At 72.1% G+C, this 22,376-nt stretch carries 19 protein-coding genes and 2 pseudogenes; 5 read left to right on the forward strand and 16 right to left on the reverse strand.

Annotated elements, in window-relative coordinates:
• Nucleotides 1–39: 39 nt before the first annotated feature.
• From J8M51_RS28050 to egtA, 6 genes and pseudogenes are all read right to left on the reverse strand, one after another.
• Entirely contained in the window at nt 40–291 is a 252-nt protein-coding gene (locus J8M51_RS28050) for a hypothetical protein (protein WP_143673129.1), read from the reverse strand.
• A 1,310-nt stretch (nt 292–1,601) separates the two neighbouring features.
• Nucleotides 1,602–2,582 (reverse strand): L-histidine N(alpha)-methyltransferase, encoded by a 981-nt coding sequence (gene egtD, locus J8M51_RS28055; protein WP_086754800.1) that lies wholly within the window; start codon nt 2,580–2,582, stop codon nt 1,602–1,604.
• A gap of 248 nt (nt 2,583–2,830) precedes the next feature.
• Nucleotides 2,831–3,466, reverse strand: a pseudogene (locus tag J8M51_RS28060) (L-histidine N(alpha)-methyltransferase); the annotation flags it as partial.
• Nucleotides 3,463–4,278 carry an ergothioneine biosynthesis protein EgtC gene (gene egtC / locus J8M51_RS28065; RefSeq protein ID WP_086754799.1) on the reverse strand — a complete coding sequence of 272 codons (816 nt, stop codon included), beginning with the start codon at nt 4,276–4,278 and terminating at the stop codon, nt 3,463–3,465. The gene egtC and the pseudogene J8M51_RS28060, both read right to left, overlap by 4 nt.
• Complete coding sequence (gene egtB, locus J8M51_RS28070) at nt 4,278–5,624, reverse strand: ergothioneine biosynthesis protein EgtB (RefSeq protein WP_086754798.1); 1,347 nt, start codon at nt 5,622–5,624, stop codon at nt 4,278–4,280. The genes egtC and egtB overlap by 1 nt, the downstream gene beginning before the upstream one ends.
• A complete protein-coding gene (gene egtA / locus J8M51_RS28075) occupies nt 5,621–6,895 on the reverse strand; it encodes an ergothioneine biosynthesis glutamate--cysteine ligase EgtA (RefSeq protein ID WP_086754797.1) in 1,275 nt (424 codons plus the stop codon). Before egtA ends, egtB begins: the two co-directional genes overlap by 4 nt.
• A 349-nt stretch (nt 6,896–7,244) precedes the next feature.
• Between egtA and J8M51_RS28080 the strand changes: the two genes are divergently transcribed.
• On the forward strand, nt 7,245–8,078 hold the full coding sequence (locus J8M51_RS28080) for a TIGR02452 family protein (RefSeq protein ID WP_086754796.1): 834 nt from the start codon (nt 7,245–7,247) through the stop codon (nt 8,076–8,078).
• Between the two features lie 54 nt (nt 8,079–8,132).
• On the opposite strand, the gene J8M51_RS28085 is transcribed toward J8M51_RS28080, so the two are convergent.
• The 6 genes from J8M51_RS28085 to J8M51_RS28110 all read right to left on the reverse strand — a co-directional run bounded on the left by J8M51_RS28085 (nt 8,133) and on the right by J8M51_RS28110 (nt 14,299).
• Nucleotides 8,133–8,579 carry a type II toxin-antitoxin system PemK/MazF family toxin gene (locus J8M51_RS28085; RefSeq protein ID WP_086754795.1) on the reverse strand — a complete coding sequence of 149 codons (447 nt, stop codon included), beginning with the start codon at nt 8,577–8,579 and terminating at the stop codon, nt 8,133–8,135.
• 80 nt (nt 8,580–8,659) lie between these two features.
• Nucleotides 8,660–10,075 (reverse strand): flotillin family protein, encoded by a 1,416-nt coding sequence (locus J8M51_RS28090; RefSeq protein WP_086754794.1) that lies wholly within the window; start codon nt 10,073–10,075, stop codon nt 8,660–8,662.
• A 160-nt stretch (nt 10,076–10,235) separates the two neighbouring features.
• The gene (locus J8M51_RS28095) at nt 10,236–10,460 is read right to left on the reverse strand and encodes a hypothetical protein (RefSeq protein WP_055513823.1); all 225 of its coding nucleotides are present in this window, start codon (nt 10,458–10,460) and stop codon (nt 10,236–10,238) included.
• A gap of 34 nt (nt 10,461–10,494) precedes the next feature.
• Entirely contained in the window at nt 10,495–11,919 is a 1,425-nt protein-coding gene (locus tag J8M51_RS28100) for an amidase (protein ID WP_086754793.1), read from the reverse strand.
• Between the two features lie 129 nt (nt 11,920–12,048).
• Entirely contained in the window at nt 12,049–13,110 is a 1,062-nt protein-coding gene (locus J8M51_RS28105; protein ID WP_267299552.1) for a helix-turn-helix domain-containing protein, read from the reverse strand.
• Between the two features lie 214 nt (nt 13,111–13,324).
• Complete coding sequence (locus J8M51_RS28110; protein ID WP_086754699.1) at nt 13,325–14,299, reverse strand: alpha/beta hydrolase; 975 nt, start codon at nt 14,297–14,299, stop codon at nt 13,325–13,327.
• Nucleotides 14,300–14,779: 480 nt separating this feature from the next.
• Between J8M51_RS28110 and J8M51_RS28115 the strand changes: the two genes are divergently transcribed.
• Nucleotides 14,780–15,814 (forward strand): LacI family DNA-binding transcriptional regulator, encoded by a 1,035-nt coding sequence (locus J8M51_RS28115; protein WP_086754700.1) that lies wholly within the window; start codon nt 14,780–14,782, stop codon nt 15,812–15,814.
• Between the two features lie 117 nt (nt 15,815–15,931).
• Here J8M51_RS28115 and trxA read toward each other — a convergent pair whose 3' ends face one another.
• Nucleotides 15,932–16,318, reverse strand: a complete 387-nt coding sequence (gene trxA / locus J8M51_RS28120; protein ID WP_086754711.1) for a thioredoxin — start codon at nt 16,316–16,318, stop codon at nt 15,932–15,934.
• A 126-nt stretch (nt 16,319–16,444) separates the two neighbouring features.
• Here trxA and J8M51_RS28125 point away from each other — a divergent pair, with 126 nt between their 5' ends.
• Nucleotides 16,445–17,902 (forward strand): dihydrolipoyl dehydrogenase family protein, encoded by a 1,458-nt coding sequence (locus J8M51_RS28125; RefSeq protein ID WP_086754712.1) that lies wholly within the window; start codon nt 16,445–16,447, stop codon nt 17,900–17,902.
• Between the two features lie 42 nt (nt 17,903–17,944).
• On the opposite strand, the gene J8M51_RS28130 is transcribed toward J8M51_RS28125, so the two are convergent.
• Entirely contained in the window at nt 17,945–18,634 is a 690-nt protein-coding gene (locus J8M51_RS28130; protein WP_086754701.1) for a peptide deformylase, read from the reverse strand.
• A gap of 172 nt (nt 18,635–18,806) precedes the next feature.
• Here J8M51_RS28130 and J8M51_RS28135 point away from each other — a divergent pair, with 172 nt between their 5' ends.
• The gene (locus tag J8M51_RS28135; protein WP_086754702.1) at nt 18,807–20,219 is read left to right on the forward strand and encodes a PepSY-associated TM helix domain-containing protein; all 1,413 of its coding nucleotides are present in this window, start codon (nt 18,807–18,809) and stop codon (nt 20,217–20,219) included.
• Between the two features lie 126 nt (nt 20,220–20,345).
• Here the strand turns inward: J8M51_RS28135 and J8M51_RS28140 are convergent, their stop codons facing one another.
• Entirely contained in the window at nt 20,346–20,696 is a 351-nt protein-coding gene (locus tag J8M51_RS28140) for a tetratricopeptide repeat protein (RefSeq protein WP_086754703.1), read from the reverse strand.
• Between the two features lie 154 nt (nt 20,697–20,850).
• Here J8M51_RS28140 and J8M51_RS28145 point away from each other — a divergent pair, with 154 nt between their 5' ends.
• Nucleotides 20,851–21,816, forward strand: coding sequence for a pirin family protein (locus J8M51_RS28145; RefSeq protein ID WP_086754704.1), 966 nt, complete (start codon nt 20,851–20,853; stop codon nt 21,814–21,816).
• A gap of 106 nt (nt 21,817–21,922) precedes the next feature.
• On the opposite strand, the pseudogene J8M51_RS28150 reads toward J8M51_RS28145, so the two are convergent.
• Nucleotides 21,923–22,208: pseudogene (locus J8M51_RS28150) on the reverse strand (TetR/AcrR family transcriptional regulator); the annotation flags it as partial.
• Nucleotides 22,209–22,376: the final 168 nt, after the last annotated feature.

Below are 22,376 nucleotides of genomic sequence, written 5' to 3' on the forward strand. Positions count from 1 at the left end.
GGAAGGATCGGTGGATCGGGCTGCTGCTGAAACCGGGGATCAGCCGCCGCTGGCCAGCAGTGAAGCGTACGCGCGCCGCACCTGGAGCAGGGTCGGCTCCAGCGGCAGACCGGCGTCGTCGGACAGGCGGTGGCGGTGGGCCCACTCCTTCAACAGCGGGGCTGCCGAACGCGGTGGCAGGGTGCCGGGACCCGTGAGGGACCACAGGCACCACAGCCGGTCAGAGTCCGACGCCCGGCGTGCGCGTTCGGTGAGCCGGTGCACCATTAGGTAGAGGTCCCCCGGGCCCAAGGGCTGATCGTCGGAAGCCCGAAGCTCCCATCGAAGGTGGGCGTGGCCTCCGTGTCGGTGGTCCGGAACTCTGATGGTTACGGTGCCCCGTACGGTGTCATGCTGGTGTGAGGCGGGAAGATTCAGGAGCTCGGAGGGGCGGAGCCCGGAGAGCCCGGTTCCCAGTACAAGCAGTGGTGCTAAGTCCTCCCTGGTCAGGAACAGGCCACGGGCGACGTCGGCTCTCCTGGCCGGGCTGTTGGTCCGGTCGAAGAGATCGAGGACGTGGAGGTCGAGGCTTTCGATCTCCACGTCGGTGACGGCCGAACTGGGCGGGTCGGCCCGGTACGCCGCCAGCAGGCTGTCGCCCCGGTCAATTCGGTCGCGGACGGCGACAGCGTCACCCACGGCCGCGCGCATGAGTTGCTCGAACTCGCGGCGAGTGAGGCAAGAAACGGGTTGTTCCCGGGTTGGCCGCAAGAGGTTCCTAGCCAGTCTTGAGCCCGGTCGGGTGAAGGGAGGGCGACCCCCGGTAGCAACTAGAGTTCCGACCTCCGGAGACAGGCTGCCGTATGGTGCATTCCGCAGGAGCCTGCATAGCGAAGCAATGTCTTGGTAGCAGGCGCCCGCGGAAGCCATGGTCCTCCGGATGGTTACGTATTGCCCAAGGTGCCGTTCGCGCAGGGACGACAGGGAATCCAATGGTTCGCCCAATGAGTCCAGGAAAGCCAGGAAGCGCCGTACGGTGGAGAAGCACGCCTGAGCCGTGGGCAGCGTGCCTACCGACTTCAGTGCCTCGGTCAGGCACTTAGCCATCTCCAAGTGCAGGGCGGGGCATGGTAGTTCAGCCAGCCTGAAGGTGTGCGTGCGGCCGTCAGTGGCCCGGAAGACAACCGCCGTCGGAGACAAGCTGGGAGGCGGGGGTGGTTCGCTGCCGTCAGAGGAGAGCGCAGGCATGGGCAACACCTTTCGTGCGGCAATTACGCACAGAGGAGCCCCCGCCGTAAACCAGGGGGCCGGGCAAGGACCGGATCCGATTTAAGGATCATCCGAAGGCCTGCTCCGTTGTCCCGGGAATCCCCATATGGGTGATCACTTGACGCCGTGTTCGAAAATGACTTCGAACAACGGGTTGCCGCGCTCGTGTGCAGTTGGCGGTGAGGCAATGCACCAAGCGTCGATCATCAGCCATCGAAGGGCAGGATCGCGCCGGTCGATGTGACCGTTGAAGTCGGGGTCGAGCGCGCGCGTTGCTTTCCAGCCGTCGCTGCTCCGCTGTCCCGTCAGCAGAGCAGCGATCTGGACTCATCGAGGATCGTGCACCAGCTTGTTCAGCGAGCAGTGGCGAGAATGAGTGCAAAGCCGGCGTTGGTGTCTGCCCAAAGCTGATTCGTACGGAGACCCGCTTCAGTCATTTCTTCCTGAAGTCCGTCTTGGGTGAATTTCGCGCTCCGCTCAGTGATCCATTCTTCTCCGCGAGTGAAATTCACTGCCAGGTCAAGGTCCCGGATTTTGACGAGCTGCTCGACTCGGCTGCGCAGCCGCATTTCGATGTGGCTTTCCGTGCCGTTCCACACCGATACGTGGTCGAAGGCATCCGGGTCGAAGTCGGCGTTCAGCTCACGGTTCAATACGTGCAACAGATGCTTGTCGAACTCAGCCGTGACGCCTTGAGCGTCATCGTAGGCGGCAGTCATTTCCTGCTCGGTCTTGACCAGGTCGGCGCCGATGAGAAGGAAGTCCTCGGGACGCATGATGTCTCGGAGCCCGCGGAGGAACGGGCCACGGGCGGGTCGCCGGAAATTCCCCAGCGTGCTGCCAAGGAAGGCGATGAGGCGTGGGCCGTCCTCGGGCAGCGTCGGTAGGACGAGGGAAGTCGTGAAGTCGGCGCGGAGGGCGTGCAGACGGATCCCCGGGTAGTCCCGGACGAGTTGGGCGCTGGCCTGATGGAGCGCGTCTGCACTGACGTCGACAGGGACGTAGTGCAATCCGCTCGGCCCCAGTGCCTCGATGATCAGCTTGGACTTCGTTGAGCTCCCGGACCCGAGCTCGACCAGGCTGCGGGCTCCGGTCCGCACGGCGATGTCCTGGGCATGGAGTTGGAGCAGTCCCAGTTCCGCTCGCCACAGGGGGTATTCCGGGAGCTGGGTGATCTCCTCGAAGAGTTCGCTGCCCCGGGCGTCGTAGAACCACGTGGGCGCAGTGGACTTCGGGGTGCGGGCCAGTCCGTCGCTGATGTCAGCGCGCAGTGCCTTGGCGTAGTGCTCGGCCTCGAGAGTGTCGGTGTAGCCATAGGCCCGGTTGTCGTTCATGCGTGCCTCTCTTCGGTCGACGCCACATCGGCGGAGTGCCGGGATCGCAGTTTCCTTGTCGAGCGCGCAACGCCGGCAGCAGCGGGCACCCTCCCCATCACCGGGCCGCTGGGCGCACGGGATGACCGACGGGACCGGGGCGCAGGCCGAGTCCTTCCGTTACCGATCCGGCTTCTCTGCCTGGGCTTGGGCACACAGGTGGGCCTTGGAGTGCGGACAACGGACAGGATGAACGACCCACATAGCTCGGCCGTCACCCCCGCCGCGTCGTCGTACGCGGCGACCAGCACCCCCGCGTCCTTGACCAGGTCCGTGCCCAGCAGCAGCGCGTCCCCGGGGGCCAGCAGCGCCCGGACGGCGGTCAGGAACGCCGCCCGCTCCGCCGGCACCAGATTGCCGATCGTGCCGCCGAGGAACGCCACCAGCCGCGGCCCCGGCGTCTCGGGCAGCACGAGCCCCGCGGTGAAGTCGGCGATCAGGGCGTGCACGTTCAGCCCCGGCCGCTCGGCGACCAGCGCCTCGCCCGCCAGCCGCAGCGCGCTCTCGCTGACGTCGACCGGTACGTACGTGTGCAGGCCGGGCATCGCGTCCAGCAGGTGCCGGGTCTTGTCGGAGGAGCCGGACCCCAGCTCGACCAGGGTCCGCGCCCCGCTCGCCGCGGTGATCTCACCGGCCCGGCCGACGAGGATCTCCCGCTCGGCACGGGTCGGGTAGTACTCGGGCAACTCCGTGATCCGCTCGAAGAGTTCACTGCCGCGCGCGTCGTAGAACCACTTCGGCGGCAGCGTCTTCGGCGTGCGGGTCAGACCGTCCAGGACATCGGCCCGCAGGGCGGCGTCGGTGGCGTCCTCGGGCAGGGTGCGGGTGACACGGAACGGGCTCACGCGGAAGGCTCCCTCGGTGGTTCGGAGGCTGTCTCGTCGTCGTGGTCGGGTCGGGGGGATCCCTCCAGTTCCTTGAGCGGGGTGAGCAGCACGTCCGTACGGCTCGCCGCGAGCAGCGTGCGGTCCGGGACCTCCACCCAGTGCGGATCGTCGTCGTACGGCTCGGACGCCACGACCGTGCTGCGGCCGGGCTCGGCGCGGTACCAGAGCGTGTCGCCCCAGGCCGTCGCCGCGATGGTCTCGCCGTTGGTGAGCAGCAGGTTGAGCCGTGAGCCGGGGGCCGCGCGGGCGACCTCCAGGACCGTGTCGGCCAGTGCCTGGCCCTCCTCGTCACCGGCCCGCAGCCGGTTCAGGACCAGCGCCCACACGAGCGCCGAGTCGTTGCGGGCCTCCATCGACAGCAGCTCCACGGCGGGCAGCCCGTCGGCGAGACGGGCGAGCGACCGGGGCCACCCGGCGACCGCCCCGTTGTGGCTGAACAGCCACGCCCCGGCGGCGAACGGCGCCGCCGCGGCCTCGTCGTCGGCGCCCGCCACCGTCGCGTCCCGTACGGCGGCCAGCAGCGCCCCGGTGCGGACCACCCGGGCGAGGTCGGCGAAGGACTGGTCGCCCCAGATCGGCCCGGCCCGCCGGTAACGGCCCGGCACCGGGTCGCCCTCGGCGTACCAACCGACCCCGAAACCATCGGCGTTGACCGTCCCGTACCGCTGCCGCCGGGGCGCCCACGACTGCCGGAACAGGGCGTGCGGCGGATCCACCAGCACCCTGCCCAGTGCGGACTCCGGTCCGAGATAAGCGATATGACGGCACATCAGACGACCTCCGGGGAGGCGTCGCGGGCCGTGCGGAACCCGCTGAAGATCTGCCGCCGGATCGGATAGTCCCAGTTGCGGAACGTCCCCCGGCACGCCACCTGGTCCACGGCGAACGAACCACCGCGCAGCACCTTGTGCTCGGGGCCGAAGAACACCTCCGAGTACTCCTTGTACGGGAACGCCGTGAACCCCGGGTAGGGCAGGAAGTCACTGGACGTCCACTCCCACACATCACCGATCAACTGCCGTACGCCCAGCGGAGATTCGCCCGCCGAGTAGCTGCCGGCCGGGGCCGGGCGCAGATGCCGCTGGCCGAGGTTGGCGTGCTCGGGCGTCGGGTCGGCGTCGCCCCACGGGTAGCGGGTGGAGCGGCCGGAGACCGGGTCGTGGCGGGCGGCCTTCTCCCACTCGGCCTCGGTCGGCAGCCGGCGCCCCGCCCAGCGGGCGTACGCGTCGGCCTCGTACCAGCACACGTGCAGCACGGGCTCGTCGGCCGGTACGACCTCGGTGACACCGAAGCGCCGCCGCAGCCACTGCCTGCCGTCGCGCCGCCAGAACAGCGGCGCGGTGATGCCGTGCGCGCGGATGTGGTCCCAGCCCTCGGCCGTCCACCAGCGGTCGTCGTCGTACCCGCCGTCGGCGATGAACGCCTGGTACGCGCCGTTCGTCACCGGGGTGGTGTCGATGTGGAACGCCGGGACGGTCCGCCGGTGCGCGGGCCGCTCGTTGTCCAGCGCCCATGGCTCGTCCGAGGTCCCCATCGTGAACTCACCGCCGGGGACCAGTACTTCGGCCGGTCCGGTGAACAGCGGGACGGGCTCCGGGTCCGGCGCCGACAGCACAGCCGGTCCCTTGCGGAGCTGATGGGTGATCAGCATCGTCTCGTCGTGCTGCTGTTCGTGCTGGGCGATCATGCCGAAGGCGAAGCCCGCGTCGGTGAGCCGGGTGCCGTGGAAGTCGGCGCTCTCCAGCACGTCCAGCGCCCGCCCGCGCACCTCGCGCAGATACCGCCGGGCCTCCTCGGGCGCCAGCAGCGGCAGCGAGGTCCGCGCGGCACGCGGGTGCTCGAAGGCGTCGTACAGCCCGTCGATCTCGGGCCGCATCGCCTCCCGCCCGGCGACGTTGCGCAGCAGCCACAGCTCCTCCTGGTTGCCGATGTGGGCGAGGTCCCACACCAGCGGCGACATCAGCGGCGAGTGCTGCGCGGTGAGGTCGGGTTCGTCGACTGCGGTGGTCAGGAGCGCGGTGCGGGCCCGGGCCGTGGTCAGCGCAGCCAGCGCGCGCTCCCGGAGTATGCCGGGGTCGGCGCCGGCCGTCGGGACCGGCGTCTCGGGTGCGGTCATGCGGGGATGTCCTTCCCATGGAACACGTCGAGCAGATCGTCGGCCGGGCAACGGCCCCGGGCCACATGGCGGTCGGTGTACGCCACGACCGCGTCCACCACCTCGGTGCTCGCGCCGAGCCGGGGCAGCGCCTCGGCCGCCGCCGCGAAGCAGACGGCCGCCGCCTCCCGCAGTTCGGGATCGGCGAGCCCGTCACGGGTGGCCGCCTCCCACAGCGGATTGCGCGGCGCGGGCCGTGAACCCGCCCGCTCGGCCAGTGGCTTCACCGTCCGGTAGGCCGTCTCAGCGGCCTCCGGGTCCTCGAACAGCGCCGCCGTCACGGCGAGCGGCACGATCCACCCGTCCTCGCCGGGCTGCGCGTCGATCATGCGCAGCTCCATGTGGCCGCGCGGGCGGACCGGCGGGAACAGCGTCGTCAGGTGGTAGTCGAGGTCGGCGCGGGTCGGCGGGGTGTCGGATCTCGTCCACTCCCGGAACGTCATCGCCCCGGGCACACCCCAGGGGCCCTCGTCGGCCCGGACGCACATCACGGGCGCGTCCAGCACGAGCCGGGCCCAGGCCCCGCGCGGATCGCCGTCCAGCACCGGGGCGTCGGTCCGGGCCGGGTCCATGGCCGCCCACAGGGCCTGCCGGGTCGAACGCCAGCCGGTGACCCGGCCGTGCGCCAGCGGGGAGTGCGCGAACGACGCCACCAGCACCGCGCCGAGCTGGTGCGCCAGCCACCAGCGCCGCCGGTGACCGAGGGGGCCCGGTTCCTCGTACCCGGCGTCGAGGCACACCTGCACCGAGGCGGAGGAGCACATCATGGACCGCCCCTCGGGTCCGAAGCGGTCGAGATAGATCTCCATCGCGTCGTACCGGGGCTCATGGAGGTAGCGGGTCGGGGGGTTCCAGGGTTCGTGGCCGAAGCCGCTGATGCCGAGCCCCGCCTCGCGCAGTGTGGCGCGTACGGCGGTCAGGTCGGCGGAGACGGACCCGACGCACTCCATCAGGGAGGCGGCCGGTGCCGAGCTGAGCTCCAACTGCCCGCCGGGTTCGACGGTCAGCGGGGAGTTCAGGGTCAGGGTCCGCAGTGCGGCGTACGCCGCTTCGAGTCGTGCGGGTGTTGCCGGGAGCCGCGGGTCACGCAGCTCGTGGACGTGCCATTCCAGTTCGACACCGAGGGTGCGGGGTGGACCGGTCTTGAAGCAGATGCCCCGTACCAGGGCCTCCACCTCTGCCTCGGTGACCGCGGAGCGTCGCTCCGTACAGTCACTCAGCGCATCTGACATGTCGGGATCCTCCTGAGATGCCGATCTCGTCGCCAAGCCGCAGACCCGTTCCCGATGGGGGGCGGACCGGTGGCACTCGTCCCACCCAAAACCCTTGCGCCGCTTTCGCACAAGGGGCCATATCGTGGCAATGCGGACCGGATGCGGTTCGACGATCTCTGTTTCCAGGGACTTCAGGCACCTCTTCCCGTACCCGTACCGGGCCATTCACACGGGAAACTCCGTTGCGGACACTCACCAGCATCACCCAGGATGCGGCCATGAGCACGACGGGGGAGATCGCGCGGGAACCGCGCGCGACGGACACGGGGGCGACGGACCCAGGCGCGACGGACACGGGGGCGCCGCGATGAGCGCACGCCTGCGGGGAATCGCCCGCGAGACCGAGGCCATCGTCGCGGCCGGGCGCTATCGCGCCCCCGCCGGCCACGAGGTGTCCCTCGCCGCCGAGGTGGCCGCCGCACGGGCCGGCACCCGCCTCCACGGCCCGGACCCGGTGCCGATCCCCCGGATCAGCCCCGTCCGCGCGGCCGTCGAGGTCACCGGCGAGAGCAGTCTGGAGGCCGCCGGCCGGCTGACGGCCGCCGACCCCACCGCCGTGGCCGTCCTGAGCTTCTCCTCCGCCCGCAACCCCGGCGGCGGCTATCTGAACGGCGCCCAGGCCCAGGAGGAGGCCCTCTGCCGTGCCTCCGCGCTCTACACCTGCGTCCGCGAGGCCCCCGCCTTCTACGCACACCACCGCACCCACCGCGACCCGTTCTACACGGACCGTGTCATCCACTCGCCCGCCGTCCCCGTCTTCCGGGACGACCGCGGCACCCTCCTCGACACCCCGTACGCGGTCGGTTTCCTGACCTCACCGGCCCCGAACGCCTCGGTCGTCCGCCGTACGACACCGGAGCGCGTCCCGCACCTCCCGCAGGCGCTCGCCACCCGCGCCGAACGCGTCCTGGAGACGGCCGTGGCGCACGGCTACCGCCGCCTGGTCCTGGGCGCCTGGGGATGCGGCGTCTTCGGCAACGACCCGGCGCAGGTGGCGTCGGCCTTCCGCGCGCTGCTCACGGACGGCGGCCGCTTCGAGGGCGCGTTCGCGTACGTGGTGTTCGGCATCCTGGACCGCACCAAGGACCAGGCGGTCCGCAGTGCCTTCGAACGAGAGTTCACGGCAGTCGCGCCCCTCTAGGGGCGCGGGGAACTGCGCGACCAGCCCCTACCGACCCGCGGTCGGCGCACGGCGCTATCGCCACCCGTACCGCTCCCGCAACCGCCGCACCACGGAGTTGAACCGCATCCGGTCGAGCGCGCACGCCTCCCGCCGCATCCCCGCCTCGTGCAGCCGCAGCACCCGGTCCACGTCCACCCAGGAATCCCGCCCCGACCGATCCCACGGCCCACTCCCGATCGGCACCCACTCCCGGTCCCCGTCGTGCCGCTTGCTGGACAACTGCACGGCCAGCAGCGTCCCCCGATCCTCCCGGGCCACGACGAGCACGGGCCGGTCCTTCCCCCGCCCGTCGTTCTCCTCGAAGGGCACCCAGGTCCACACGATCTCCCCGGGATCGGGGTCCCCGTCGTGCGCGGGCGAGTACTCGGTCCGCACCCGCCCGACATCACGAGGCTCGGCCTCGGTGGTCGCGGTGGGCCCGTAGCGCCCCGGCACATCCTGCTCGGCAAAGGAAGTCACGGGCTCACGCTAGCCGTTGCCGAGACCCGCGCCCCGTCAGGGGCGCGGGTCCATGTCGATCAGTGGAGGCTACGGCGCTCCTACTCCTTGTCGACCTGCACCTTCTCCACGGCGGCCTTCTCCACAGGCACCCCGTTGACCCCCGCCGGGCCGCCGGCAGGCCCCCCGTTCTGGTTCATCGACGACAGCAACTGCCGGGCCAGCCCCAACCCGGTCCCACCCATCGTGAGCGCCTTGGCGAACATGTCCGCCATTCCGTCCGCCCCGTTGAGCAGCACCATGTTGTCGACGTTCCCGAACGCGGACGCGCCGGCCTGCACGATCTCCGGCCACCTCTCGGCCAACTGCTGCGCGATCACCGCCTCCTGGTTCTCCGCCAGCGCGGCGCTCCGTGCCTTGATGCCCTCGGCCTCGGCGAGCCCCTTCGCCCGCGTGGCCTCGGCGGCGGCGAGCCCCTTGGCCTGCCGGGCGGCGGCCTCGGCCTCACCGGTCACCTGCGTCGCGGTCGCCTCGGCCGCGGCCGCCAGTTCGGTCTCCTTGGCCTTGGCCTGCGCGGCGGAGATACGGGCGTCGCGTTCCGCCTCGGCGAGCGTCCGTTTCTCGTAGGCCTTGGCGTCGGCGGGCTTGCGGACGTCCGCCTGCAGCTGCTGCTCACGCCGGGCCGCCGCCAGCTCCGCGACCCGGGTCTCCTGGACGACGACCTCCTGCAGGGCGGCGGCCTCGGCGAGCGGACCGGCCTGCTTGGCCTTCGCCGAGGCGTTGTCCCGCTCGGCCTGGTAGCCGGCCTGGAGGATCTCGCTGTCCCGGGTGGCCTCCGCCATGCGCGCCGCGGCCTGCTGCTCGGCCTCGGTGGCGAGCCGGTTGGCCTCGGCCTGCGCGATCCGGGCGTCCCGCTGGACGGCCGCCGCGTGCGGCATGGCCATGTTCTTGATGTAACCGGTCGGGTCCTCGATCTCGTGGATCTGCAGCGAGTCCACGATCAGACCCAGCTTCTCCATCTCCGTACCGCACGCCGCCCGGGTCTGGCCGGTCAGCTTCTCGCGGTCCCGGATCATGTCCTCGACCGTCAACCCGCCCACGATGGACCGGAGATGACCGGCGAACACGTTGTGCACCCGCTCCGAGACCCGCTTCTGCTGGCCGAGGAAACGGCGGGCCGCGTTCGCGATGGAGACGAAGTCGTCGCCCACCTTGAAGATGACCACGCCCCGGATCTTCAGCGGGATGCCCTGGAAGGTCACGCACTCCACGGCCAGTTCGGTCTGGTTCAGATCGAGCGACAGCTTGCGCACCGCCTGCATACCGGGCAGCACGAGAGTGCCGCGCCCGGTGACGATACGGAAGTTCATGCCCTCCGTCAGGCCCTCCATCTTGTGCTTGGAGCCGGAGATGATCAGAGCCTCGTTCGGCTCGGCGACCCGCCACATGAGCTTGAACAGCGCGATCAGTACCAGGGCGACCGCTGCGGTCGCCCCCGCGATGATGCCGATGAACATCGGCACACCCCCCTTGACCTGGTGCCCTTTCGGCACCGAACGTCCGGAGTGTCCCGCGTGGACCGGCGGCGGTACAGGTACCGGGGGATCGTTGTTGCAGTCCTGATGCCAACCGGTGGCGGAAGACCGACACACGGCGATCGACGGACCCGACGGACCGTCAACTGTCGTACGCCGCCGACACATAGACCGTGCGCGGCGGCAGATACTCGATCACCATCACGAGGGTTCCCGGTTCGATCCGGTCCTTCGCGGAGGCGGGGTACGCGAGAAAGTGCTCGGCGCCGCCCCGCACCCGGACGATCACCTCGCCGACGAGCCCGGGACCGACCGCACCGGTCACCCGTCCCATCAGCCCGACCATCGACGCTTCGTCCATGGTCACAGCCTACGGGGCACGGCGCGGGCATCGAACCCGCTCACACCGCGGGCGAATCCGCCGTCGCGCGCTCCGGCGGCCACAGCTCGTGCCAGCGCTGGTCCGCCTCCAACTGCGCGGCCAGCGACAGCAGAAGCGGCTCGCTGTTCGCCGGGCCGAGCAACTGCGCGCCCACCGGCAGCCCGTCGTCCACGAACCCGGCGGGGACGTTCACCCCGGGCCAGCCCAGCACGTTCCACGGCCAGGCGTACGGGCAGGCCGCGATCATCGCGCGGTCGGTGCCGAGCCCGCCGAGGTTCAGCATGGAGCCGACACGCGGCGGGGGAGCGGCGGTCGTCGGCGCGAGCAGCACGTCGTACCCCTCGAAGAGCGCGCCGATGCGCCGGTGCAGGGTGACCTCCGCGCGGCGGGCCATCCGCAGGGGCGCCCCGCCGAGCAGCCGGCCGAGGCGGGCGGCGTCGAGGGTGCGGCGGTCGAGGAGGCTCTGCTCGGTGATGGCGCCGACCCGTTCGGCGATACCGGCGGTGGCGCGCGGGATGAAGGTCAGCCCGATCCGCCCGTATCTGGGCTCCGCCTCCTCCACGGCGTGCCCGAGCCCGGCGAGCCGCTCCGCCACGGCCCGCACCCGCTCCTCCACGCGGGGGTCGAGCCGGGCGGGCAGCGCGGTGAACGGCGGCTTCAGCGACAGCGCGATCCTGAGCCGCCCCGGGTCCCTGCCGACCGCCTCGGAGGCCTTGACGGCGAGCGGCCGGTGCAGATCGCCCTCATGGTTGCCGCTGGCCGCGTCCAGCAGCAGGGCGGCGTCGGCGACCGTGCGGGCGAGGGTGCCGTTGACGGTGATGCCCTGGAAGGACTCCGCGTGCGGCCAGGTCGAGATCCGGCCGCGCTGGGGCTTGATGCCGATGAGATGTGTCCAGGAGGCCGGGATACGGACCGACCCGGCGCCGTCCGAGCCGAGCGCGGCCGGGACCAGGCCCGCGGCGACGGCCGCCGCCGATCCGCCGGAGGAACCGCCGGGGGTGTGGTCCGGGTGCCAGGGATTCCGGGTGGCGCCGAAGGCCGGCCCCTCCGTGAACGGCCACTGCCCCAGCTCGCAGGTGTTGGTCTTGCCGACCACGATCGCCCCGGCCGCCCGCAGCCGCCGTACGGCCTCGCCGTCCTCCGGCAGCGAGGGGAACTCCCCCTGGCAGCCGAACGCGGTCGGTTCGCCCGCCACGTCCATGTCGTCCTTCACGGCCACCGGCACACCGAGCAGGGGCCGCCGCCCGCCCTCCGCCAGTTCCTTGTCCGCCGCGTCCGCCTCCACGAGCGCCGCCTCGGCCCGGACCAGCCGGAACGCGTTCACCGTGCCCTGGCTCGCGTCGATCCGGGCGAGCGTCGCCTCCACGAGCGCCCGCGACGTCACCTCCCCCGCGGCCAGCGCGCGAGCGCACTCCACGAGACCCGGCGCACGGTCGACACCCATTCGGAACACCTCCGGAAGCAGGATTTCTACCGAACGGTAACGTCCGTGCGGGCGCGACGGTACAGCGCGGACAACGTGCCTGACGGGCGCGGCGATTCGTGGTGGCGGCAGGGTGAGTGACGCGCTCGCTCAGCCGCGGGCCAAGTGCCGCATGGTGAGGGCCAGATGGAGGCGCAGCCGGCCCCGGGGGGTGCGGACCGGCCAGCCGAGGAGGGCCTCCGCGTGGGTCAGACGGTCCTGGAGGGTGGAGTGGTGGACGTTGACGTCGCCGGCCGCCGCCCGCAGGCTGGCCGTCGAGGCGACCGCGTGGAGCGTGGCGAGCATCCACGGGGAGTCGGCCGCCGCCCGCTCCAAGTCCCGTACGTCCGGCGGTGGTTCGGCCCCCGGGGCGATCAGCTCGGCGAGCAGGGCCAGCCCGCCGAGGTCGTCGGCGTACACCACCCGCTCACCGGGATCCCGTGCGCCGCCCTCGGCGGTGAACCGCAACGCGACCCGCGCGTCGTGCCAGGACTCGGGCAGCCGGCGCACGGGCACCGCGGGCCCGACCCCGACCCGCCCACCGGAGAACCCGCCCGCACCACCGGGCCGACCCTCGGGCCCACCCTCGCCTCGCCCGGCTGCCGGTCCCTGCTCCCCGCGTACGCGCAGCACGCGGGGTCTGCCGCCCAGCGGGGCGGCGGCGCGGACCAGGATCGCGGGGTCGTCGAGGCCGAGGCGCCGGGCGGCGTGCAGCCGGGCCCGCTCGGAGGCGGTGGCGTCGAGGACGGTCTCCACGAGCGCCGGGTCGTCGCCGGGGGAGACGGGCGCCCGGCCCCGGGTCCGGTCCAGCACCAGCCGGAGGGCACCGGCGGCCCGCTCCAGGATGACCGCGTCCACCACGCTCGGCCCGGCACCGGCGGGCCGCTCCAGCCACAGCGCGGGCACGCCGTCCGGGACGAGCGCGGCGGAGGGCCACGCCGGGTCCGGCGGGAGCTCGCTGTCCCGGCGCATCCCGTCGGGCTCCACCCGTACGTGGACGCGCCGCTCGGTGTCGACGAGCCGTGCGGGGCATCCGGCCAGGACCGCCGCGCCCCGCACCAGCGCCTCCAGACCGACCCGGGCCTCGGCCAGCGTGTCGAAGTACGCGATGACCCGTACGGCCGCGCCGGCGTCCGGGTCCACGGCGGTCAGGCGCCCCGCGAGCTCTTTCATACACTCCATCTTGCGTCATGGCTCCGCCGGTGGAGCAGGTGTTCGCCCGCGGGCCCGGTGGGGGCCGGCCGCGCGGTTCCCCGCGCCCCTGAAAGTGGCCTGCGGCCCTTCGGGGGCGAAAAGCACGGGGCGCAGCCCCTGCTGTTCAGAGGCGCGGGGAACCGCGCGAGAACCCCCACCGGCCCCGCGGACGACTACGGCGCCCCCGGCGGGGCTACTCGCCGATCAACCGCCGCATCCACCGCAGATGCGCCTCCCGGCACTCCCGGGACACCACCGCCTGCGGCGCCAGTCCGTCGAAGCCATGGAACCCACCGGGCCACACATGCAGCTCGGCCACCCCACCCGCCTGCCACAACCGCGACGCGTACGCCACGACCTCGTCCCGGAACGTCTCCGCCGACCCCACGTCGAGAAACGCCGGAGGCAGCCCCGTCAGATCGGCCGCCCGCGCCGCCGCCGCGTACTCGGACACCTCGTCCCCGCCCCGCCGCGCCCCCAACAGCGCCGTCCAGCCGGTCTCGTTGGCCGTCCGGTCCCACACTCCCCGGCCCGCCATCTGATGCGAGGAGGGCGTGTCGTTGCGGTCGTCCAGCATCGGGCAGAGCAGCATCTGCCCGATCGGCCGCGGCCCCTTCCGGTCGCGGGTGAGCAGCGCCAACGCCGCGGCGAGGCCCCCACCCGCGCTGGCGCCCGCGATCACGATCCGCTCGGGGTCACCGCCGATCTCGTCCGCGTGCTCCGCCGTCCACACCAGCCCGGCGTACACGTCCTCGACGGGCGCCGGATGCGGATGCTCGGGAGCGAGCCGGTACTCCACGGACACCACGACCGCGCCCAGTTCCTTCGCCCAGGCCAGCGGCGCGTCCACGCCCACCCGGTTGTTGCCGACGATCATGCCGCCGCCGTGGATGTGGTAGATCACCGGCAGCGGCGCCGGCGTCGCGGGGGCGGCCGGGCGGCAGACGAGCAGCGAGACCTCCGGCTCGCCCTCGGGCCCCGGCACCAGCCGGTCCTCGACCTCGAAGAACCCGTCCACGGTCAGGTCCAGCTGGGCCAGCAGCGAGATGCCCGGCCCCTGGCGCATCGCCGGGATGTCGTCCAGGGTCAGCGAGCGCGGAACCATGTCCTTGAGCGCCTCCAGAGCGGCCGCGAGCTCCGGATCGAAGGGGGGCGGGGTCATGGTCATGGGTTCTCCTCGTGCGGTACCGCGGCCACGGTTCTGTGCGCACCGCGCCGCGTGCCAACGTCTCGTACCGCGATGATGAACGCGTCGGCACGGTGAGCGGACACCGTCGTACGGCGGTGGATGCCCGCCATCCGGCGGGTGGTCCACACCCACATCGAACACACAGTTCACGCCATAGCTTCCGGGCCTCATCGTCCCCGGAACGGGGCACACGTCCTCGCCCGGCCGCGTGGCCGTGTGCGGACAGCCGTTTCCGACCAGCGGATCCGCGCCGTACACAGCCGGAACGCCCCGGAGCGGGAGGGCAAAGGCACACCTTGGTGGAGATGGCGCGAAAAAGCCGCCGGGTTGAACAGATTTCGAACACATTCGCCAAACTGCCCAGCCACAAAGATCGGTGACCCGAACCCCGAGTCACCGTAAGGCCGGTAGTCCCCCGGCCGGAACGACCTTCACCGCTTCTGCAAGGATGCCGTCCTCATGGTGCAGATACCGAAAGAGCCCGCCCCGCCCTCGCCCCTGCAGCGATCCGTGCCCACGAGCGCCGATGTGGCACGACTCGCGGGTGTCTCACGCGCGACGGTCAGCTACGTCCTCAACAACACCAGCGCGGTCCGGATCAGCGAGCCCACCCGCCGCCGGGTCCACGAGGCCGCCAAGGAACTCGGCTACGTGCCCCACGCGGCGGCCCGCAGCCTGCGCGCCGGTCACAGCCGCCTGGTCCTGATGCCCACCCCGAACGTGCCCATCGGCCCGCTCTACAGCCAGTTCATCAACGAGATCCAATGGGCCCTCAGCCGCCTCGACTACACGGTCGTGCAGCACGGCGGCATCGGTCTGCGCGGCGACGACGCCGCCCGCGCCTGGGCCGAACTGCGCCCGGTCGCGGTGATCATGCCCGGGGTCGGACTCGGCCCGCAGGGCGTCGCCGTCCTCAAGCGCTCCGGCGCCAAGGCCGTCGTCACCCTCACCCCCGAACCCGTCGAGGGCGCCCACGCGCTGATCCTGGACCACGCGGGCGTCGGCCACAGCGCCGGCCGGCACCTCGTCGAGCGCGGCCGGCGCCGCATCGGTGTCGTCGTGCCCGAGGAACCCGGCTTCGGGGTGTTCTCCCAGCCCCGGCTGGCCGGCGTCCGGCGCGCGGTGCAGGGCACGGACGCCACGGTCAGGGAGCTCCCGCTCGCCTACGACGAGGCCGCTGCCGCCCGGCTCGCCCGCGACTGGCGCTCCCTCGGCCTGGACGCGGTGTTCGCGTACAACGACGAGTACGCGATGCTCGTGATGCGGGCCCTGCAGGACGAGGGCATCGGCGTCCCCGACGAGACGGCCGTGGTCGGCGCCGACGACCTGATGCTCGGCCGGCTGCTGCGGCCCCGGCTCAGCACCGTCCACCTGGAACTGCCGTCCGGCCGGCACCTCGCGGAACTGGTCGACCGTGTGGTGCGCGACCCCGCGTCGGTCCCCATGACCCACGATGTGCTGGGCGCGACGATCGTCCACCGCGAGTCGAGCTGAACGGCGCCGCGCCCGGTGAGCCGCCGCCGACATTCCGACGTCCACGACGGCCACCGACCGCCGGCGTCGTCCCGCGCGCGGTCGGCCCGCACGCGGGACGGACCCGGCGGCGTCGGCTCACCGGCCGTTCTGCTCGACCTGCGCCTGCTGCTCGGCGACGGCCTTGCGGACCTCGTCCATGTCCAGCTTGCGGGCCTGTCCGATGACATCGGTCAGCGCGGCCTCGGGCAGCGCGCCCGGCTGCGCGAACACGGCGACCTGGTCACGGACGATCATCAGCGTCGGGATCGACTGGATACCGAACGCCTGCGCAAGCTCCGGCTGGGCCTCGGTGTCCACCTTGCCGAACACCAGGTCCGGGTTGTCCTCGGCGGCCTTCTCGTAGACCGGGGCGAACTGCCGGCACGGCCCGCACCACGACGCCCAGAAGTCGATGAGAACGAACTCGTTCTCGGTGACCGTCCGGTCGAAGTTCTCCTTGGTGAGCTCCACGGTGCTGCTCATGGCCTGCATCCCTCTTCCTGGTATCGGTGCTCGGGCGAGCCGCTTTCCACAACGCCGGCCGGCGGTGGCCTATTCCGCGCGCGTACCCGTGTGGCCACGGCGCACACCACCAACCAGACTGGCCCCATGACGGATACGGAACACACCGAAGACACGGCGCAGGCCACAACGACCGAGTACGACGTGGTGGTGCTCGGTGCCGGACCCGTGGGGGAGAACGTCGCCGACCGCACCCGCGCGGCCGGACTGTCCACCGCGATCGTGGAGAGCGAGCTGGTCGGCGGCGAGTGCTCGTACTGGGCGTGCATGCCCAGCAAGGCCCTGCTGCGCCCCGCGATCGCCCGCGCCGACGCCCGGCGCGTGCCCGGCCTGCGCCACCTCGTCGAGGGCCCGCTCGACGCCGCCGCGGTCCTCGCGCACCGCGACTACGAGACCGGCCACTGGAAGGACGACGGTCAGATCGGCTGGCTGGACAGCATCGGGGCGGACCTGTACCGCGGCCACGGCCGCCTCGCCGGGGCGCGCCGGGTGGTCGTGGACGCCCCCGACGGCGGACGCCGCACCCTCACCGCCCGGCACGCGGTGGTGGTCTCCACCGGCAGCCGCGCCCTCCTGCCCGACCTGCCGGGGCTCGACCGGGTCGAGCCGTGGACCAGCCGCGAGGCCACCAGCGCCCAGGCCGTCCCCGGCCGGCTGCTCGTCGTCGGCGGCGGTGTCGTCGCCGTCGAGATGGCCACCGCCTGGCGGTCCCTCGGCTCCGAGGTCACCCTCCTCGTCCGCGGCAAGGGCCTGCTGCCCCGCATGGAGCCCTTCGCGGGCGAACTGGTCGCCGAGGCGCTCGTCGAGGCGGGCGTGGACGTCCGCACCGGTACGTCCGTGACGGCCGTCTCCCGGGAGAACGGGACCGTGGTGGCCCTCACCGACACCGGCGACCGGCTGGAGGCCGACGAGATCCTCTTCGCCACCGGCCGCGCCCCGCGCACCGACGACATCGGCCTCGACACCGTGGGCCTGGAATCAGGGTCCTGGCTGTCCGTGGACGACAGCCTCCGGGTGACCGGGAGCGATTGGCTGTACGGGGTCGGGGACGTCAACCACCGGGCGCTCCTCACCCACCAGGGCAAGTACCAGGCCCGGATCGCCGGGGCCGCCATCGCCGCCCGCGCGGCCGGTGTCCCGATCCTGGAGAGCGACCCCTGGGGCACGCACGCGGCCACCGCCGACCACGCCGCCGTCCCCCAGGTCGTCTTCACCGACCCCGAGGCCGCCGCCGTCGGCCTCTCCCTCGCCGAGGCCGAACAGGCAGGTCACCGCGTCCGCGCGGTCGACGTGGAGTTCTCCTCCGTGGCCGGCGCGGGCCTGTACGCCGACGGCTACCGGGGCCGCGCCCGCATGATCGTCGACCTGGACCGCGAGATCCTCCTCGGCGTCACCTTCGTCGGCCCCGCCGTCGGCGAGCTGATCCACTCCGCCACCGTCGCCGTCGCCGGAGAGGTCCCGATCGGCCGCCTCTGGCACGCTGTGCCCTCCTACCCGACGATCAGCGAGATCTGGCTGCGGCTGCTGGAGGCGTACCGGGGCTGAACCGGGTCGCCGCCCGCACCGGCCGGGGTGCCGGTCGGGGCCCTAGTCGGGCAGCAGGAAGCCCAGCTCCCGTGCGGCCCTGGCCGGGGTCGGGTCGTTCCAGCGGTCGGCCATCGCCTGGTTCGAGGAGAGCGAGCGCAGCTCGGCGTGGTCGAGGTAGAGCGTCCCGTTCAGGTGGTCCGTCTCGTGCTGGACGATCCGGGCGGGCCACCCCGAGAACTCCTCGTCCACCGCCCGCCCGTGCTCGTCGAGCGCCCGCAGCCGCACCTTGGCGTACCGGGACACCACGGCCTGCCAGCCGGGCACGCTCAGACAGCCCTCGTAGAACGGGTCGCGGAAGGTCCCGACGGCCTCGTACGCCGGATTGACCAGGACCCGGAACGGCTGCGGCACCCGGCCCCGGGCGAGCCGGATCTCCTCCGGCACCGGCGCGGGATCCTCGATCACCGCGATCCGCAGGGACACCCCGACCTGGGGCGCGGCCAGGCCCACGCCGGGTGCCGCGTGCATGGTGGCGCGCAGGGCGGCGACGAAGCGGGCCAGCAGCCCCGGGTCCAGCTGGCCGTCGAAGGGCTCGGCGGTACGGCGCAGCACCGGGTCGCCGGCGGCGACGATCGGCAGCGGCCCCTCGTGCGCGAGGAGTTCCTCCACCCGGTCGCTCAGGGGGCGGGACTCGGCACGCTCACGTGCGGAAGCGGCGGAGGAAGAAGCCGTCGGGTGTTCGGAAGCCATCGGGCCAGGATGCCAACCGTGCCCCCGCGACGCGAGGCGGCTCTCGTGCGGCCTGTCGCCACCCATTCCGCCGTGTGACCCAGTTCACACAAACTGCCGGGAACTCGACGCGCGCCCGCTCCGACTACTGAACCGCCACGACGTCCCCGCATCCCTCCCGGAGCATCCGCCGATGACCATCGCCCCCTCGACCGAGACGGACGAGCCCCAGAAACCCGTCGCCAAGCCCGACGGCGCCCCGAAGGGCTGGGCCTCCCTGCGGCCCCTCGTCCTGCGGCTGCACTTCTACGCGGGTGTCCTCGTCGCCCCGTTCCTGCTGGTCGCCGCCCTGACCGGCGGGCTGTACGCGGCCTCCTTCTCGATCGAGAAGATCGTCTACGCGGACCGGACGACCGTCGCCGAGGTCGGCGACAAGAAGGTGCCGATCTCCGAGCAGGTCGCCGCCGCCCGCCTGGACTACCCCGAGGGCACCATCGCCGCCGTCCGCCCCTCGCCGGAGGACGACGCCACGACCCGGGTGATGCTGACGGGCGTCGAGGGCATCGACGAGGGCAACACGCTCGCCGTGTTCGTCGACCCGTACACCGGGGAGGTGCGCGGCGCGCTGGAGCAGTACGGCTCCACCGGCGCGCTGCCGGTGCGGACCTGGATCGACAAGTTCCACGCCAACCTCCACCTCGGCGAGACCGGCCGTCTCTACAGCGAACTCGCCGCCAGCTGGCTGTGGGTCATCTCGGCCGGCGGTCTCGTGCTCTGGTTCGCCCGCCGCCGTACCCAGCGCAAGGTGCGGGGCACCACCGGCCGCCGCCGCACCCTCGGTCTGCACGGCACGGTCGGCGTCTGGGCCGCCGCCGGGTTCTTCTTCCTCTCGGCGACGGGCCTGACCTGGTCGACGTACGCGGGCGCCAACATTGAGGTCCTGCGCACCGAACTGCACCAGGCCACCCCGGCCATCTCGGCCGCCGCGGGCGACCACGGCGGACACGACGGCGGTACGGCGGAGGAGGGGGCCGCACCGGCGGAGGGCGACCTCGACAAGATCCTCGCCGCCGCGCGCGCCGAGGGCCTCGGCGACCCGGTGGAGATCGTGCCGCCCGCCGACGCGGCCTCCACGTACGTCGTACGGCAGGTCCAGCGCAGCTGGCCCACCAAGCAGGACGCGGTCGCCGTGGACCCGGCGAGCGCCGAGGTCACCGACACCCTCCGGTTCGCCGACTACCCGGTCCTCGCCAAGCTGTCCCGCTGGGGCATCGACGGCCACACCGGTGTCCTGTTCGGCCTGGCCAACCAGCTTCTGCTGATGGCCCTCGCGGGCTCCCTGGTCGTACTGATCCTCTGGGGCTACCGCATGTGGTGGCAGCGCGGCCGGGCCTCGTCCTTCGGCCGCCCGATCCCGCGCGGCGCCTGGCAGCACGTACCGCCCCAGATCCTGGTCCCCGCCCTCGCGGTCATCGCCGTCCTCGGCTACTTCGTCCCGCTCCTCGGCATCCCGCTCGCGGTGTTCATCGCGGTGGACGTCGTCCTGGGCGAGATCGCGCACCGGCGTGGGAAGAGGTCGTACGGCGGCCGGGCGGAGGCGAAGTGACGTAGGGCGCCGCCGACATGGGGCGGCGGTGACGCGGGCCTCCGCAGGAGGCGCGACGGCGACGAGGGGGCGCGCCCGACAAGGGCGCGCCCCCTCTTTCCGTCCTTCGTGGTCGCCCCGCGGCGCCTACGGCCGCTCCTCGAAGTCGCCCGCGAGCGCCGAGGCGATCCGCAGATGCGACTCCGCCTCGTCGTGCCGGGCCTGCCGCTCCAGCGTCCGCCCCAGCATCAGCCGCGCGTAGTGCTCCACCGGATCCCGCTCGACGAGGACCCGCAACTCGGCCTCGGCGCGCCGCAGTTGGGCCGAGTGGTAGTAGGCGCGGGCCAGCAGCAGCCGGGGTCCGGTCTGCTCCGGGACCTCCTCGACCAGCGGGCCGAGGACGCGTGCGGCGGCGGCGTAGTCCTTGGCGTCGAAGAACATCCGGGCACGCTCCCAGCGCTCGGCGGCTGTTCCGTGGTCGTAGTACGTGATGTCCACCGGTGACCTCCTTCGACGGCCCACAACCCCCACCGGCCGTTGAATATTCCACTACTTCATGGTGGCCGACTCCGGGTGGGCCCGCTCGGTGACGGGGGCGGGACGGTGAGGGGATGGCTGACGGCGGGAGCCGGACGGGGCTAGGTTGTGGGGCATGAGCAATCTTGATCGCGAGGCGGTGCCCGCGGTGTGCGGCGGCCGGGGCTTCGTGGTGGCCGAGCCGGTTCGTGAACTTCTCAGCCCTCGCCGGGTCCAGCTCGGCGCGTCCACCGAGGTACGGCGCCTGCTGCCCAACCTGGGCCGCCGGATGGTCGGCGCCTGGGCCTTCGTCGATCACTACGGTCCCGACGACATCGCCGACGAGCCCGGTATGCAGGTGCCGCCGCACCCGCACATGGGCCTGCAGACGGTCAGCTGGCTGCACCAGGGCGAGGTGCTGCACCGCGACTCCACCGGCAGCCTGCAGACGATCCGCCCGCGCGAACTGGGCCTGATGACCTCCGGACGGGCCATCAGCCACTCGGAGGAGAGCCCCCGGTCCCACGCCCGCTTCCTGCACGGCGCCCAGCTCTGGGTCGCGCTGCCGGACAGCCACCGGCACACCGACCCGCGCTTCGAGCACCACGCGGAACTGCCCGTCGTCACGGCCGCCGGCCTGAGCGCCACCCTCATCCTCGGCTCCCTGGACGGCGCGACCTCGCCCGGGACGACCTTCACCCCGATCGTCGGCGCCGACCTGACGCTGTCCGCCGGCGCCGACCTGCGACTGCCGCTCGAACCCGACTTCGAGTACGCCGTCCTCGCGATGTCCGGCGAGGCCCACGTCGACGGCGTCCCCGTCCTCCCCGGCTCCATGCTCTACCTCGGCTGCGGCCGCACGGACCTCCCCCTGCGCACCGACGCCCCCGCCTCCCTCATGCTCCTCGGCGGAGAGCCGTTCGAGGAGGAGTTGATCATGTTCTGGAACTGGATCGGGCGGTCCCAGGACGAGATCGAACAGGCCCGTCGGGACTGGATGGAAGGGACAAGATTTGGCGAGGTGAAGGGGTACAGCGGGGATCCACTGCCAGCCCCCGAGCTGCCGCCGACGCCTCTGAAGCCACGAGGAAGGGCCCGTTGAACTGCGGAAATGGCTGCCTCGTTGATCCTGTGCGGGCGACGTGTTTCAGGGCGTCGCCTCTCGTGCCTTGATCGTTCTGTCCAGCGCACGCTGCGACTCGGTTTGCGGGGGTGCGCAGTGCGAACATGGTCAGCTCCGAGAGGAGCTGATGGCTGGCGGGCTGCTCATGCACCGTTCGCCACAGAGCGGCGGCCAACGCGCTGGCCGTCTCCTCGAATCAGGCATCGGCCGGAGCGGCCGCCTCGACCTGGGCGATCAGATCCTGCGTGAGCTGCTCCATGATCAGCGGCGATGGCACGAGTGCTGCCGGCCGCGCCCCCTTCCCTCGTCATGAAAGTGATCGCCGCTTTGATCAGCTGAGGACGGCGCTCGGCCGCGGGAACGTGAGCCAAGTTCGCATCATAGAGACCAAGTCCTGTGAACAAGTCGATCGAACAAGTCAGGCGCCGTGCTGCCTCACGACGCCGCCAGTGCACGGCCGCTGAGGTCCGGTCTGTGGCCGCGTGGGTCAGTTCGCGCTGAACAGTGGGTGAATACGTTGCCTCCAACACCCGCTCCTG

Source organism: Streptomyces griseiscabiei, from assembly GCF_020010925.1.
Classification (GTDB): Bacteria; Actinomycetota; Actinomycetes; order Streptomycetales; family Streptomycetaceae; genus Streptomyces; species Streptomyces griseiscabiei.

Excerpts from the sequence above, each read along its gene's own strand:
- J8M51_RS28090 (WP_086754794.1), bottom strand. The coding sequence starts at position 10,075 with ATGTTCATCGGCATCATCGCGGGGGCGACCGCAGCGGTCGCCCTGGTA.
- J8M51_RS28115 (WP_086754700.1), top strand. The coding sequence starts at position 14,780 with ATGGTGCAGATACCGAAAGAGCCCGCCCCGCCCTCGCCCCTGCAGCGA.
- egtA (WP_086754797.1), bottom strand. The coding sequence starts at position 6,895 with ATGTCAGATGCGCTGAGTGACTGTACGGAGCGACGCTCCGCGGTCACC.
- J8M51_RS28145 (WP_086754704.1), top strand. The coding sequence starts at position 20,851 with ATGAGCAATCTTGATCGCGAGGCGGTGCCCGCGGTGTGCGGCGGCCGG.
- J8M51_RS28080 (WP_086754796.1), top strand. The coding sequence starts at position 7,245 with ATGAGCGCACGCCTGCGGGGAATCGCCCGCGAGACCGAGGCCATCGTC.
- J8M51_RS28130 (WP_086754701.1), bottom strand. The coding sequence starts at position 18,634 with ATGGCTTCCGAACACCCGACGGCTTCTTCCTCCGCCGCTTCCGCACGT.
- egtC (WP_086754799.1), bottom strand. The coding sequence starts at position 4,278 with ATGTGCCGTCATATCGCTTATCTCGGACCGGAGTCCGCACTGGGCAGG.
- egtD (WP_086754800.1), bottom strand. The coding sequence starts at position 2,582 with ATGAACGACAACCGGGCCTATGGCTACACCGACACTCTCGAGGCCGAG.
- J8M51_RS28125 (WP_086754712.1), top strand. The coding sequence starts at position 16,445 with ATGACGGATACGGAACACACCGAAGACACGGCGCAGGCCACAACGACC.
- J8M51_RS28105 (WP_267299552.1), bottom strand. The coding sequence starts at position 13,110 with ATGAAAGAGCTCGCGGGGCGCCTGACCGCCGTGGACCCGGACGCCGGC.
- J8M51_RS28110 (WP_086754699.1), bottom strand. The coding sequence starts at position 14,299 with ATGACCATGACCCCGCCCCCCTTCGATCCGGAGCTCGCGGCCGCTCTG.
- egtB (WP_086754798.1), bottom strand. The coding sequence starts at position 5,624 with ATGACCGCACCCGAGACGCCGGTCCCGACGGCCGGCGCCGACCCCGGC.
- J8M51_RS28135 (WP_086754702.1), top strand. The coding sequence starts at position 18,807 with ATGACCATCGCCCCCTCGACCGAGACGGACGAGCCCCAGAAACCCGTC.
- J8M51_RS28100 (WP_086754793.1), bottom strand. The coding sequence starts at position 11,919 with ATGGGTGTCGACCGTGCGCCGGGTCTCGTGGAGTGCGCTCGCGCGCTG.
- trxA (WP_086754711.1), bottom strand. The coding sequence starts at position 16,318 with ATGAGCAGCACCGTGGAGCTCACCAAGGAGAACTTCGACCGGACGGTC.